Source organism: Thiomonas islandica (genome assembly GCF_055383445.1).
Genome location: NZ_AP042391.1, coordinates 1204789 through 1218080, shown reverse-complemented (window position 1 = coordinate 1218080; position 13292 = coordinate 1204789). Strand labels below are relative to the sequence as shown.

The following is a 13292-nucleotide window of genomic DNA, read 5'->3' as shown; positions in this document are numbered from 1 at the left end:
GTTGGCCGCAATCGCTGCACCTAGGGCCCTAGTCGCGCAGCTGCCTGCCGGTGAGTTTGAGGAATACGTCTTCCAGATTGGCGCGGCGATGGATCACCCGTAAACCAGGCAGCATGTTGAGTGCCTGCAGCGCCACGGCGCTGTTGCGGGTGTAGGCAAACAGCCCATCGCCGCTGCGTTCCAGGCGCTGCACCAGCGGGCGCAGCAGCGCTTGCGCGGTGTCGAGCCCCTCGCCGTCGACCTCGATGACCTCCGGCTCCACCTGCGTAGCGATCAGCGCGCGCGGTGTGTCCTCGGCAATGCGGCGGCCGTGGTCGAGCACCAGAATGCGGTGGCAAAGCCGCTCGGCTTCATCCATGAAGTGCGTGGTCAGCAGCAAGGATTTGCCCTGTGCGGTCAGTTCCTTCAGACGCTCCCAGATCAGATGCCGCGCCTGCGGATCGAGCCCTGTGGTCGGCTCGTCGAGAAAGATCAGATCGGGATCGTTGACCAGCGCACGCGCCAGACTCAGGCGCCGGCGCATGCCGCCCGACAGCTCGCTGATGCGCGCCTTGGCCTTGGACTCCAGCGCGGCAAAAGCCAGCAACTGCGGCAGACGCGAGCGCAGCTCGGCATCACGCAGGCCGAAATAGCGGCCGAACACCAGCAGATTTTCCTCGACCGTGAAATCGGGATCGAGGCTGTCGAACTGCGTGACCACGCCAACCCGCAGCCGTGCCTGCCGTGCGCGCTGCGGCACAGGCTCGCCCATGAGCATGACGTGCCCACTGTCGGGCGTGGCCAGGCCGAGGCAGAGCTGGATGGTCGTGGTCTTGCCTGCGCCGTTCGGGCCGATGATGCCAAAGCACTCGCCGCGCCTGACCTGCAGGCTCAGCCCACTGACCACCTGCAGCGCTCCATAGCGCTTGGACACGGTGTCGAGCGCGAGCAGCACGGTAGCCGGATCGACCGGGCAAGAGGAAGGGGCCTCAACCATGGGCAGCGACGTGCAAGGGCGAGAATCTGCTTTGGCGCGTCCAATGAAAAACGCCAGCATAGGCTGGCGTCCGGGTCTGGCGGCGGTGAGGGCCGATGCGCGGCTTCACTCAGACTTGTCTTGCGCCGGTGCAGCGTCCAGGTCGGGACGATCGACCAGTTCGATCAGCGCCATCGGTGCATTGTCGCCCACGCGAAAGCCGAATTTCAGCGTGCGGGTATAACCGCCCGGTCGGTTGGCATAGCGCGGGCCGAGCACGTTGAACAGCTTGGTCACCGAATCTCGGTTGCGCAGGCGGTCAAACGCCAGCCGACGGTTGGCCAGCGAGGGTTTCTTGCCCAGGGTGATCAACGGTTCGATCACGGCCCTCAGCTCCTTGGCCTTGGGCAGCGTGGTCTTGATCGCCTCATGTTCGATCAACGCATTGGCCATATTGCGAAACATAGCCTTGCGGTGGCTGGATGTGCGGTTGAGTTTGCGAAGTCCGTTTCCGTGACGCATGGTGCTTTCCTTTCGTTATCGATCGAGCCAGCCGGATCAGGTACTGGCCGTGCACTGCCGGATACTCCATCCAGCAAACTGAAATGGCAATTCAAATGCTGTGTCAGCGCTTGTCCAGCCCGGACGGTGGCCAGTTCTCGAGCTTCATGCCCAGGGTCAGACCACGTGCGGCAAGGACTTCCTTGATTTCGTTGAGCGATTTGCGGCCGAGGTTCGGGGTCTTGAGCAACTCGGTCTCGCTACGCTGGATCAGATCGCCGATGTAGTAAATGTTCTCGGCCTTGAGGCAGTTCGCCGAGCGCACGGTGAGTTCGAGTTCGTCCACCGGACGCAGCAGGATCGGGTCGTACGTCTGCGCGCCCGTGCTCGCCTCTGCCGCCTCGGTCGTCTCGGCACCTTCCAGGCTGGCAAACACCGAAAGCTGCTCGACCAGGATCCGCGCTGCCGAGCGGATGGCCTCTTCAGCGCTAATCACGCCGTTGGTCTCGATTTCCATGACCAGTCGGTCCAGATCGGTACGCTGTTCGACGCGGGCGCTTTCCACCGCGTAGCTGACCCGCCGTACCGGCGAGAACGAAGCATCGAGCACGATGTGGCCAATGCTCTTGCCGCCTTCCTCGCCGTAGTTGCGCATCGTCCCCGGCACATAGCCGCGGCCCTTTTCCACCTTGATCTGCATGTCGAGCTTGCCGCCCTGCGACAGATGCGCGATCACGTGATCGGGATTGATGATTTCCACATCGTGCGGAGTCTGGATGTCGGCGGCGGTCACCACACCTTCACCCTCCTTGCGCAGCGACAGGGTCACCTCGTCGCGGTTGTGCAGCTTGAGCACCACACCCTTGAGGTTGAGCAGCACGGCGATGACATCTTCCTGCAGCCCGTCGACCACCGAATACTCGTGCAGCACCCCGTTGATGCTGACCTCGGTCGGGGCGTAGCCGACGAGAGAAGACAGCATCACCCGCCGCAAGGCGTTGCCGAGGGTATGGCCGTAACCGCGCTCGAAGGGCTCGAGGACGACCTTGGAACGGTTGTGACCAAGCGATTCGACCTGAATCGATTTGGGACGAAGTAGTGCTGTCTGCATGGGGCTTCCTGTTCAATACCCTCCGCTCGTTACGCGGATAAGGCCGAGGTGAGCAGCCGCGCCCGTCTGGGCTCGGCAAAAACACGCCCTGTAATCGGACAGGGCGCGACAATCTGGATCAGCGCGAATACAACTCGATGATCAGCGATTCATTGATATCGCTGCCGAACGCATCGCGGTCGGGCGCTTTCTTGAACACGCCTTCCATCTTGGCCGTGTCGACCTGAACCCATTCGGGAAAGCCGTTGGCTTCGGCCAGCTTGACAGCCTCCTGGATGCGCGCCTGGTTGCGCGATTTTTCACGCACCGCGATTAGATCTCCAGCCTTGACCTGCGCTGACGGAATGTTCACTGGCTTGCCGTTGACCGTGATGGCACGGTGGCTGACGAGCTGGCGCGCCTCGGCGCGGGTGCTGCCAAAGCCCATGCGATAGACCACGTTATCCAGGCGCGATTCAAGCAGACTCAGCAGATTGGCACCGGTGTTGCCGGAGCGGCGCTGAGCCTCCTCGTAGTAACGACGGAACTGGCGCTCGAGCACACCGTACATGCGCTTGACTTTCTGCTTTTCACGCAGCTGCTTGCCGTAGTCGGAGGTGCGGGCGCCTGATGTGCGGCCATGTTGTCCGGGTTTGGTCTCGAGCTTGACCTTGGAGTCGATGCCCCGACGCGCACTCTTGAGAAACAAGTCCACGCCTTCGCGCCGGGTCAGCTTGCCTTTGGCACCAATCAAACGAGCCACTTGGAATTCCTTTCATTACTGCCATGCCTTATTTCGCATGGGAGCCCGAAACATCGGGCAGTGGGCTTAATGAAAACAGCTCAGTTGCCTCCAGCAGGATGGCGAACCGAGCGGACGGGTGAAATCTGCGCTAGCTTATGGCGCCGACCATCAGACGCGACGGCGCTTGGGCGGACGGCAGCCGTTATGCGGGATCGGTGTCACGTCTTCGATCAGGGTGATCTTGATCCCGAGATTGTTGAGCGCGCGCACCGAGGATTCACGCCCCGGCCCCGGGCCCTTGATCTGCACTTCCAGATTCTTGATGCCGTACTCGAGCGCAACACGCCCGGCCTGCTCGGCAGCGACCTGCGCAGCAAACGGTGTGGACTTGCGCGAGCCCTTGAAACCCTGAGCGCCGGAGGAGGACGCCGCCAGTGCGTTGCCTTGGCGATCGGTGATGGTGATGATGGTGTTGTTGAACGAAGCGTGCACGTGCGCAATGCCATCGGACACGTTCTTACGAATCTTTTTGCGGGTGCGCTGCGCCGCACTGCTCTGGGAGGATGGTTTTGCCATGAAAAGGATCCTTGCTTATTTCTTCAGCGAAATGCTGCCCTTGCGCGGTCCCTTACGGGTGCGCGCATTGGTGCGCGTGCGCTGGCCACGAACCGGCAGACCACGGCGGTGACGGAAGCCACGGTAGCAGCCCAGGTCCATCAGCCGCTTGATGTTGACTGAAATCTCCCGGCGCAGATCGCCCTCGATCGTGAGCTTACTGATCGCTTCGCGCATCTTCTCGAGCTCGGCATCGGTGAGATCCTTGATGCGCTTGTTGTAGGGAACACCCGAAGCATCACAAATGGCGCGCGCGGTCGTGCGGCCAATGCCGTAGATCGCCGTCAGGCCGATTTCGGAGTGCTGTTGAGGCGGAATGTTGATACCAGCAATACGTGCCATTGAATACCTCGAACTTCAAAAATGCCTGTGCTCAACCCTGGCGCTGCTTGTGACGCGGGTCGGTGCAAATCACGCGCACGATGCCGTTGCGTCGAATGATTTTGCAGTTGCGGCACATTTTCTTGACTGATGCGCTGACTCTCATGATGATCCTCTCTTGCTCTTACTTAGCACGGAACACGATCCGCGCGCGTGACAAATCGTAGGGCGTCAATTCAACCGTAACCTTGTCGCCGGGAAGGATGCGGATGTAGTGCATACGCATCTTGCCGGAAATATGGCCGAGCACCGTGTGACCGTTTTCCAGCTTGACCCGGAATGTCGCATTCGGAAGGTTTTCCAGAACCTCCCCTTGCATTTGAATGACGTCGTCCTTGGACATAAAACTCCGTTAACGCACCCCGCCAAGGCCTGATTTGAAATTGGCCTTCTTCAGCAGTGCATCATACTGATGCGACATGGCGTAAGCCTGTACCTGCGCCATAAAATCCATCGTCACGACGACGATGATCAAAAGCGATGTGCCACCAAAGCTAAACGGAACATTGTATTTCAGAACCAGGAACTCTGGAAGCAAGCAGACCAGGGTGATGTAAACCGCGCCGACCAGCGTGAGGCGCATCAGCACCTTGTCGATGAATTTTGCGGTTTGTTCACCAGGACGGATACCCGGGATGAAGGCGCCACTCTTTTTCAGCTGGTCTGCGGTTTCCCGGCTGTTGAACACGAGCGCAGTATAGAAAAACGCAAAAAAGATGATCGCGGCAGCGTACAGCAGAATATAGAGCGGCTGCCCGGGAGAAAGCGCACCAGCGATGTCCTTGAGCCAGCCCATGCCTTTGGTCGTGCCGAACCAGCTCACAGCTGTCGCGGGTAACAAAATGATGGACGAGGCGAAAATCGGCGGAATCACCCCGGCCATGTTCAACTTGAGCGGCAGGTGCGAACTCTGGCCGCCATATACCTTGTTGCCCACCTGGCGGCGTGCGTAATTGACCAGAATCTTGCGCTGCCCGCGTTCGACGAACACCACGAAATACGTGACCAGCACGACGATGGCAAGCACGAACAGCGCCACCAGCACACTCATCGCACCAGTGCTCACTAGTTCCATCAGACCCGCGATTGCCGAAGGTAGACCCGCAACAATCCCAGAGAAAATGATGATCGAGATGCCGTTGCCCAGACCGCGCTCGGTGATTTGCTCTCCCAGCCACATCAAAAAAATGGTGCCCGAGGTGAGGGTCAGCACTGCAGACAATTGAAAGCCGATGCCCGGATTGATGACCAGACCAGGAGAGGCCTGCAGCGCCACGGCAATACCGAAGGACTGAAAGATCGCCAAAACCAGGGTGAAATACCGGGTGTATTGCGTGGTCTTGCGCCGCCCTGCCTCGCCCTCTTTCTTCAAGGCCTCGAGCGAGGGCACGACATAGGTCAGCAGCTGCATGATGATCGATGCCGAGATATACGGCATGATCCCCAGCGCGAAGACGGTGAACCGGGCCAGCGCACCCCCGGAAAACATATTGAACAGACCGAGGATGCCGCCAGAGTTGTTTTTGAACAACTGTTGCAGATGCGCTGGATCAATCCCCGGCACCGGGATGTGGGCACCGATGCGATAGACCACCAATGCGCCGAGCAGAAACAACAGGCGACGACCCAGGTCGCCGTACTTGCCCTGTTGTGCTACGCCCGTGCTGGCCATGTTCATGCCTTCGCGTTCAGGCCGACGCGGCTGCGTCAGCCACGCTGCCACCGGCAGCTTCGATCGCGGCGCGCGCACCCTTGGTGGCGAGAACGCCCTGCAGTTTCACCGCGCGAGAGATGGTGCCGGAGGCGATCACCTTCACGGTGCGCGCCAGTTCGGGCACCAGACCATGCGCCTTGAGGGTGAGCATGTCGATTTCGACTTCCTGTAGACGATTGAGATCGGCAAGGTTGACTTCAGCGCTGTAGCGCGCCAGCGGCGACTTGAAGCCCCGCTTGGGCAGACGACGCTGCAGCGGCATTTGCCCGCCTTCGAAGCCGACCTTGTGAAAACCACCCGAGCGCGATTTCTGACCCTTATGGCCGCGGCCGGCGGTCTTGCCCAGGCCAGAGCCGATGCCACGGCCGACGCGTCGCTTGGCATGCTTGGCGCCTTGGGCTGGCTTGATGGTGTTGAGTTGCATAGCGATTCCCACGAATTCCTCTGTCATGCGTTACCGATGCGCAGGGCGAACATACCGCGTGCTCGCCACACAGCCTCAGGCGCAGATTTCGACCAGATAGCTGACCTTGCGGATCATCCCGCGCACGGCAGGCGTGTCCTCGAGTTCTCGCACGCTGCCCAGCTTGCGTAGGCCTAGACCGCGCACGGTGGCGCGATGCGACTCGCGCGTGCCGATCACACTGCGGATCAGCTTGACCTTGATGACTTTTTTGTCGCTCATGATGTTCAGCCCAAAATCTCTTCGACGGTTTTACCCCGCTTCATCGCGATCTCCTGAGCAGAATGCATCTTGCCCAGAGCATTGAGCGTGGCACGCACCATGTTGTATGGGTTGGTCGAGCCGTGGCTCTTGGCGACGATGTCGGTAATGCCGAGCACTTCGAACACCGCGCGCATCGGTCCACCGGCGATAATGCCAGTGCCCTGCACCGCGGGCATCATGATGACATTGGCTGCGCCGTGCTGACCATCGACCCGGTGATGCAGCGTCCCGCCCTTGAGCGGCACCTTGACCATATTGCGCCGGGCTTGTTCCATGGCTTTTTGCACCGCCACGGGCACTTCCCGCGCCTTGCCCTTGCCCATGCCGATGCGCCCGTCACCGTCACCGACCACGGTCAGCGCGGCAAAGCCCAGAATCCGGCCGCCCTTGACCACCTTGGTGACGCGGTTGACCGCGATCATTTTCTCGCGCAGGCCGTCGTCGCGCGCTTCGTTGGCAAACTTGTTTTGAACTTTAGCCATGATGTGCCCGTTCTTAGAACTTCAAGCCGGCTTCACGCGCAGCCTCGGCGAGCGCCTTGACGCGCCCATGAAAGCGAAAACCCGAGCGGTCGAAGGCGACGGATTCGATGCCGGCGGCCTTGGCCTTTTGGGCAATGCGTGCGCCCACAATCGCTGCTGCGGCTAGATTGCCACCATGCCCGTTGAGCTGACTGCGGACTTCCTTTTCGAGCGTCGACGCAGACACGAGGACGCGGTCGCCCTCGGCCGAGATGATGTTGGCGTAAATATGCTGGTTTGTGCGATGCACCGCCAGACGGACGACTCGCAGACGAGCGATGCGACGGCGGGTCGCCTGAGCACGGCGCAGGCGGGAAATGTTTTTGCTGATCATGATCCTGGCCCTTACTTCTTCTTGGTTTCCTTGATCACCACGACCTCGTCGGCATAGCGCACCCCTTTGCCCTTGTAAGGCTCTGGCGGACGGAACGCGCGCACTTCGGCAGCGACCTGACCAACGAGCTGCTTGTCCACGCCCTTGATCACGATTTCAGTAGGACTGGGCGTCTCGACCTTGATGCCCTCAGGCATGTCCTTGATGACGGGGTGCGAAAAGCCGAGCGACAAATTCAACTTTGCGCCTTGCGCCTGTGCCTTGAAGCCTACACCCACCAAGGTAAGCTTACGCTCGAAGCCTTTGGACACACCGTGCACCATGCCCGCGACCAGCGCGCGCATCGTGCCGGACATGGCATGTGCCTGGCGCGAATCGTCGACCGGCGCAAAGGTGAGCGCGCCATTGTCGTGGGCGATGCGCACTCCAGGGAACTGCGGACGCTGCAGCTTGCCGAGCCCACCCTTGACCGCGATGATGCCACCGTCGAGGCTGACTTCGACGCCTGCGGGCACTTGAATCGGATTTTTTGCAATACGTGACATGTCGTTCTCCTCAGGCCACGTAGCAGAGCACTTCGCCGCCGACCCCGATCTGCCGCGCCTTGCGATCGGTCATCAAACCCTTGGGCGTGGAGACGATGGCCACACCAAGGCCATTCATCACCTGCGGAATGTTTTCCTTGCCGCGGTAGACACGCAGGCCCGGTCGACTAACCCGCTCCAGGCGCTCGATCACCGGCTTGCCAGCGTAATACTTCAGCGAAATCTCCAGATCGGCCTTGGCATCACCCTCGCGACGGATACTGAATCCGTCGATATAGCCCTCTTCGTGCAGGACTTGAGCGATGGCCGCCTTGATCTTCGAGGCAGGCATCGTTACCTTCGCCTTTTCGACCATCTGCGCGTTGCGAATCCGCGTCAGCATGTCGGCGATGGGATCACTCATGCTCATCAATACTCTCCTAAAAACTTTTGGCGTCTGGCCGGAACGGTGAACCGCGCGGGATTCGCAGCGGTTACCAGCTGGACTTGGTCACGCCGGGGATTTCCCCGCGGAACGCCAGCTCACGGATCTTGCTGCGCGACAGACCGAAGCGGCGGAAGGTTCCGCGCGGACGCCCGGTGATGGCGCAGCGGTTGCGCAGACGCGTCGGGCATGAATTGCGCGGCAGCTGCTGAATCTTCAGACGCGCCTCATGGCGCTCTTCGAACGACTTGGACGCGTCATCGATGATGGCCTGCAGCGCAGCGCGCTTGGCGGCATATTTCGCCACCAGCGCTTCGCGCTTTTTCTGGCGATTGATGAGGGACAGTTTTGCCATAGTGACCTCAATTCTTGAAGGGGAAGCGGAATGCGGCAAGCAGTGCCTTGCACTCTTCGTCCGTCTTGGCCGTCGTAGTGACACTGATGTTCAGCCCACGCAGCGCATCCACCTTGTCGTACTCGATTTCCGGGAAGATGATCTGCTCCTTGACCCCGATGTTGTAATTCCCGCGGCCATCGAACGCGCGCGCCGAAATGCCGCGGAAATCACGCACACGCGGCAGCGCAATGGTCACGAAGCGATCGAGAAAGTCATACATGCGCGCGCCGCGCAGAGTCACCATGCAGCCGATTGGCAGATTCTCGCGAATCTTGAAGCCAGCGATCGCCTTGCGCGCGCGGGTCACCACGGGCTTTTGCCCGGCGATCTTGGTCAGGTCGCTCACGGCATGCTCCATCACCTTCTTGTCGGCAACCGCCTCGGAGACACCCATATTGAGCGTCACCTTGGTCAGGCGAGGCACTTCCATTACCGATTTGTAGCCGAACTTGGCCATCAACTCAGGAACGACTTTTTCCTTGTAAATCGTCTGCAGGCGCGACATAAATCCTCCGGTCAGCCCTTGATCTGCTCGCCGCTGGACTTGTAGATGCGCACTTTGACGCCATCCGCCAGGGTCTTGAAGCCGACGCGATCGGCCTTGCCGGTCGCCGGGTTGTAAATAGCCACATTGCTCTGGTGAATCGGCAGGTTGCGCGACACTACGCCGCCGGCCTCTCCCTTCATCGGGTTGGGACGCACATTCTTTTTCGCCGTGCGTACCCCTTCGACCACGATGTGCTCGGCATCGATGCGCGCCAATACGCGGCCGCGGCGGCCTTTGTCGCTGCCGGCGATGACAATCACCTCATCATCCTTGCGAATCTTGTTCATCACGAATCCTTGTTCCGTCTGCTCAGAGCACTTCGGGCGCCAGCGAGACGATTTTCATGAAGCGCTCGGTCCGCAGTTCACGCGTCACCGGCCCAAAAATACGGGTGCCGATCGGCTCGAGTTTGGAATTGAGTAGCACCGCAGCGTTGTTGTCGAACTTGATCAGGGAGCCGTCGGCACGGCGCACGCCTTTGGCAGTGCGCACGACCACGGCGCTGTAAACCTCGCCCTTTTTGACTCGGCCGCGCGGAGCAGCTTCTTTGATGCTGACCTTGATGATGTCGCCAACACCGGCATAGCGCCGCTTGGAGCCGCCCAGCACTTTGATGCACATGACGGATTTGGCGCCCGTGTTGTCGGCGACGTCCAACCTGGATTGCGTCTGAATCATGTAATTTCCTTCACCCAACTTAGTCGCACAGTGTGCGCCAGTCTTGGCCCCTGGGACGGGGATTGGTCTGTGTAGCTCGCCAGCTGCTGCGTCGCTGCCATCAAGCGCACACTAAAAATTTGGATGCGCGACTTCGCAAGCAATGCGCAAAAAGCGAAGCGTGAAATTCTCTTCCGGACAGAAGGAAGTTGTCAAGGACTTTTTTCAACGCGCCCGCAACTCAAAGCGCTCGCAACCGAACAGGCCAGCAGCACGGCTACGTAGTCGAGGAGCGACCCCTCGCGCACCAGACTGCTGCCCACGAGGGTCAGATGGACGACCCAGGCGGTCAGACCAGCAGCCAGCGCCCGGCGCAATGCGGGCGCGCCGCACCCGCGCCCCCACACCCGCGGCGCGAGTAACCCTGTTGCTGCGCCGACGAACAAGGGCATGAAGCTGGTCTGGACAAACCAATCAAAAAATATCAAGAGCACAGAGCGTGATAGAAAGGCGGGTTGTCCGGATCGCAGAGCCTGGAAATTGCCGTTTTCCCGCTGGACGCGGCGGCCAAAATCGCCATACTCTGCCCAGTACGGTCAACCACAGCCCGTCGTCGCGCATTGCGGGATTGACCGAGATCAGACGCCCCAAGGCGCGACACTTCTTAAAATTACGATTCGTCTATGTTGCTAGCAGCCGTCGGCCTCAACCACCAAACCGCCCCGCTCCGGGTGCGGGAGCGTCTGGCGTTCTCGGCGGACACACTGGTGGACGCGCTGCAGCGTCTGAGGGCATCGCTGCAGACGGGTCGGCGCGGCGCACCGGTCGAAGCAACGATTTTATCGACCTGCAACCGCACCGAGATTTACTGCGCCTCCGAAACCGACCCGCGGGATGCGCTGCTGCACTGGCTGTCGGGGGAGCGCCACGTCGAACTCGACGACCTGGCCGAGCACAGCTACCGGCTGGTACAGGATGGCACCGTGCGGCACGCGTTTCGCGTGGCCAGCGGACTCGACTCGATGGTTTTGGGAGAGCCGCAAATCCTCGGGCAGATGAAGGAGGCGGTGCGCGTGGCCTCCGATTCGGGCGCGCTAGGCAGCACCCTCAACCAGATGTTCCAGCGCACGTTCTCGGTGGCGAAGGAAGTGCGCACCAACACCGAGATCGGGACGCATTCGGTGAGCATGGCCGCGGCCAGCGTGCACCTGGCACAGACCGTGTTCGAAAGCCTGCGCGACTGCCGCGTGCTGTTCATCGGCGCAGGCGACATGATCGAACTCGTCGCCACCCACTTTGCCGCGCATCAGCCCAAGAGCATGGTCATCGCCAATCGCACCATCGAACGCGGCATGCGTCTGGCGCAGCGGTTCAACGCCGAGGCCATCCGCTTGAGCGATATGCCGCAGCGTCTGGCGGAGTTCGACGTGGTAGTCACCAGCACGGCCAGCAGTTTGCCAATCATCGGCCTGGGCGCGGTCGAGCGTAGCATCAAGCAGCGGCGACACAAGCCGGTGGTCATGGTCGATCTGGCCGTGCCGCGCGACATCGAGCCGGAGGTCGCGCAGCTGCGCGATGTCTATCTCTACTCGGTGGATGATCTGTCAGCGCTGGTGCGCAGCAATACCGAAAAGCGTCAGGCGGCGATCGAACAGGCCGAAGCCATCATCGAAAACCGGGTGCACGGCTTTCTTGAGTGGTTGGACCAGCGCGCGCAGGTGCCGCTGATCCAGCGCCTGCAGGCGCAGAGCGAGCAATGGCAGGCGCATGAGGTCGAGCGTGCCCGGCGTCTACTGGCGCGCGGCGAGCCGCCCGAGGTCGTGCTCGAGGCACTGGCCCGCGGTCTGTCGCACAAATTCCTGCACGGCGCCTTCACAGCGCTGCATCACGGCGACCCGCAACATCGCCAGATGGTGGCACAGGCGGTCGAACGGGTGTTTCTCTGCCCGCACCGGGGCGACCATTCCACAGACTCCTCGGTCTAGCCCTCCCGCGCGAACCGTCCGTCGCGCCTGTGCGCGCAAGCGCCGGGCACCGCGCCCTTGTTCCAACGCCTTCCATGACGCCTTCCCTGCTGGACAAACTGGAGCAGATGCAGCGCCGCGCCAGCGAGCTGGACGCCCAGCTAGCCGACCCCGACTGCACCGCCGACCTGCAGCGCTACCGTGCGATGACCCGCGAGCTGGCGGAGCTGCAGCCCGTGGTCGCGCTGTTCGAACGCTTTCAGAAAACCACCAGCGAGCTCGGTCAGGCCCAGGCGCTGCTGGACGATCCCGACATGAAGGAGCTGGCGCAACAAGAGGTGCAGCGCGCGCGCGCGGCGCTGGCCGAGCTGCAAGCGCAATTGCAGGTTGCGTTGCTGCCGCGCGATCCAGACGATAATCGCAATGTGTTCGTCGAAATCCGCGCAGGCACGGGCGGCGAAGAGTCGGCGCTGTTCGCCGCCGATCTGCTGCGCATGTATATCCGGTTTGCCGAGCGCAAGCGCTGGGCGACCGAAATCATCAGTGAGAGTCCGAGCGAACTGGGTGGATACCGGGAGGTGATTCTGCGCATCGCCGGCGAGGGCGCATACGGCCTGCTCAAGTACGAGTCGGGCGGGCACCGGGTGCAGCGCGTGCCCAAGACCGAGACCCAGGGGCGCATCCACACCAGCACAGCGACCGTGGCGGTTCTGCCTGAGATGGACGAGGCGCAGGCGGTGCAGATCAACCCGGCGGACCTGCGCATCGACACCTTCCGCGCCTCGGGCGCCGGCGGGCAGCACGTGAACAAGACCGACTCGGCCATCCGCATCACCCACCTGCCCACCGGACTGGTGGTGGAATGCCAGGACGAACGCTCGCAGCATCGCAACAAGGCACGGGCGCTGTCGGTGCTGGTCGCGCGGCTGGCCGAGCGCGAGCGCCAGGCGCGGCACGCCGCAGAAGCCGCCACGCGCAAGAGCCTGGTGGGCAGCGGCGACCGATCCGACCGCATCCGCACCTACAACTTCCCGCAGGGTCGGGTCAGCGAACATCGCATCAACCTGACGCTGTACAAGATCGACGCGGTTCTCGATGGCGACCTGGACGAACTGCTCACCGCACTGCAGACCGAAGACCAGGCCGAGCAGCTCGCCGCGCTGGGGACGGCCTGA

Annotated in this window: 21 protein-coding genes; 2 read left to right on the top strand and 19 right to left on the bottom strand. The window is 61.5% G+C overall.

Annotated features, from left to right (window positions below):
• Positions 1 to 28: 28 nt before the first annotated feature.
• From ACZ47F_RS05905 to rplN, 19 genes are all read right to left on the bottom strand, one after another.
• A complete protein-coding gene (locus ACZ47F_RS05905; RefSeq protein WP_464926352.1) occupies positions 29 to 976 on the bottom strand; it encodes an ATP-binding cassette domain-containing protein in 948 nt (315 codons plus the stop codon).
• A 105-nt stretch (positions 977 to 1081) separates the two neighbouring features.
• Positions 1082 to 1477: a 50S ribosomal protein L17 gene (gene rplQ, locus ACZ47F_RS05900; RefSeq protein ID WP_464926351.1), complete on the bottom strand. Its 396-nt coding sequence runs from the start codon at positions 1475 to 1477 to the stop codon at positions 1082 to 1084.
• A gap of 103 nt (positions 1478 to 1580) precedes the next feature.
• A complete protein-coding gene (locus ACZ47F_RS05895) occupies positions 1581 to 2567 on the bottom strand; it encodes a DNA-directed RNA polymerase subunit alpha (protein WP_464926350.1) in 987 nt (328 codons plus the stop codon).
• 118 nt (positions 2568 to 2685) lie between these two features.
• Positions 2686 to 3309 carry a 30S ribosomal protein S4 gene (gene rpsD, locus ACZ47F_RS05890; protein ID WP_464926349.1) on the bottom strand — a complete coding sequence of 208 codons (624 nt, stop codon included), beginning with the start codon at positions 3307 to 3309 and terminating at the stop codon, positions 2686 to 2688.
• A gap of 150 nt (positions 3310 to 3459) precedes the next feature.
• Positions 3460 to 3867, bottom strand: coding sequence for a 30S ribosomal protein S11 (gene rpsK / locus ACZ47F_RS05885; RefSeq protein ID WP_464926348.1), 408 nt, complete (start codon positions 3865 to 3867; stop codon positions 3460 to 3462).
• A 15-nt stretch (positions 3868 to 3882) separates the two neighbouring features.
• Positions 3883 to 4248, bottom strand: coding sequence for a 30S ribosomal protein S13 (rpsM, locus tag ACZ47F_RS05880; protein WP_464926347.1), 366 nt, complete (start codon positions 4246 to 4248; stop codon positions 3883 to 3885).
• A gap of 31 nt (positions 4249 to 4279) precedes the next feature.
• Entirely contained in the window at positions 4280 to 4393 is a 114-nt protein-coding gene (gene rpmJ, locus ACZ47F_RS05875) for a 50S ribosomal protein L36 (RefSeq protein ID WP_079418420.1), read from the bottom strand.
• Between the two features lie 18 nt (positions 4394 to 4411).
• A complete protein-coding gene (infA, locus tag ACZ47F_RS05870) occupies positions 4412 to 4630 on the bottom strand; it encodes a translation initiation factor IF-1 (protein ID WP_464926346.1) in 219 nt (72 codons plus the stop codon).
• Between the two features lie 9 nt (positions 4631 to 4639).
• Positions 4640 to 5959 carry a preprotein translocase subunit SecY gene (secY, locus tag ACZ47F_RS05865; protein ID WP_464926589.1) on the bottom strand — a complete coding sequence of 440 codons (1320 nt, stop codon included), beginning with the start codon at positions 5957 to 5959 and terminating at the stop codon, positions 4640 to 4642.
• Between the two features lie 16 nt (positions 5960 to 5975).
• The gene (rplO, locus tag ACZ47F_RS05860; RefSeq protein ID WP_464926345.1) at positions 5976 to 6425 is read right to left on the bottom strand and encodes a 50S ribosomal protein L15; all 450 of its coding nucleotides are present in this window, start codon (positions 6423 to 6425) and stop codon (positions 5976 to 5978) included.
• Between the two features lie 75 nt (positions 6426 to 6500).
• A complete protein-coding gene (gene rpmD, locus ACZ47F_RS05855; RefSeq protein WP_464926344.1) occupies positions 6501 to 6686 on the bottom strand; it encodes a 50S ribosomal protein L30 in 186 nt (61 codons plus the stop codon).
• 5 nt (positions 6687 to 6691) lie between these two features.
• The gene (gene rpsE, locus ACZ47F_RS05850; protein ID WP_464926343.1) at positions 6692 to 7210 is read right to left on the bottom strand and encodes a 30S ribosomal protein S5; all 519 of its coding nucleotides are present in this window, start codon (positions 7208 to 7210) and stop codon (positions 6692 to 6694) included.
• Positions 7211 to 7223: 13 nt separating this feature from the next.
• Positions 7224 to 7580: a 50S ribosomal protein L18 gene (rplR, locus tag ACZ47F_RS05845; RefSeq protein ID WP_464926588.1), complete on the bottom strand. Its 357-nt coding sequence runs from the start codon at positions 7578 to 7580 to the stop codon at positions 7224 to 7226.
• A gap of 14 nt (positions 7581 to 7594) precedes the next feature.
• Positions 7595 to 8128 (bottom strand): 50S ribosomal protein L6, encoded by a 534-nt coding sequence (rplF, locus tag ACZ47F_RS05840; protein ID WP_464926342.1) that lies wholly within the window; start codon positions 8126 to 8128, stop codon positions 7595 to 7597.
• 10 nt (positions 8129 to 8138) lie between these two features.
• Positions 8139 to 8537 (bottom strand): 30S ribosomal protein S8, encoded by a 399-nt coding sequence (gene rpsH / locus ACZ47F_RS05835; RefSeq protein WP_464926341.1) that lies wholly within the window; start codon positions 8535 to 8537, stop codon positions 8139 to 8141.
• 64 nt (positions 8538 to 8601) lie between these two features.
• A complete protein-coding gene (rpsN, locus tag ACZ47F_RS05830) occupies positions 8602 to 8907 on the bottom strand; it encodes a 30S ribosomal protein S14 (RefSeq protein WP_464926340.1) in 306 nt (101 codons plus the stop codon).
• Positions 8908 to 8914: 7 nt separating this feature from the next.
• A complete protein-coding gene (rplE, locus tag ACZ47F_RS05825; protein WP_464926339.1) occupies positions 8915 to 9454 on the bottom strand; it encodes a 50S ribosomal protein L5 in 540 nt (179 codons plus the stop codon).
• A gap of 11 nt (positions 9455 to 9465) precedes the next feature.
• Positions 9466 to 9783 carry a 50S ribosomal protein L24 gene (gene rplX / locus ACZ47F_RS05820; protein ID WP_464926338.1) on the bottom strand — a complete coding sequence of 106 codons (318 nt, stop codon included), beginning with the start codon at positions 9781 to 9783 and terminating at the stop codon, positions 9466 to 9468.
• 22 nt (positions 9784 to 9805) lie between these two features.
• Positions 9806 to 10174 (bottom strand): 50S ribosomal protein L14, encoded by a 369-nt coding sequence (rplN, locus tag ACZ47F_RS05815; RefSeq protein ID WP_464926337.1) that lies wholly within the window; start codon positions 10172 to 10174, stop codon positions 9806 to 9808.
• Between the two features lie 662 nt (positions 10175 to 10836).
• Between rplN and hemA the strand changes: the two genes are divergently transcribed.
• The gene (hemA, locus tag ACZ47F_RS05810) at positions 10837 to 12138 is read left to right on the top strand and encodes a glutamyl-tRNA reductase (protein WP_464926336.1); all 1302 of its coding nucleotides are present in this window, start codon (positions 10837 to 10839) and stop codon (positions 12136 to 12138) included.
• Positions 12139 to 12212: 74 nt separating this feature from the next.
• Entirely contained in the window at positions 12213 to 13292 is a 1080-nt protein-coding gene (gene prfA, locus ACZ47F_RS05805) for a peptide chain release factor 1 (protein ID WP_464926335.1), read from the top strand.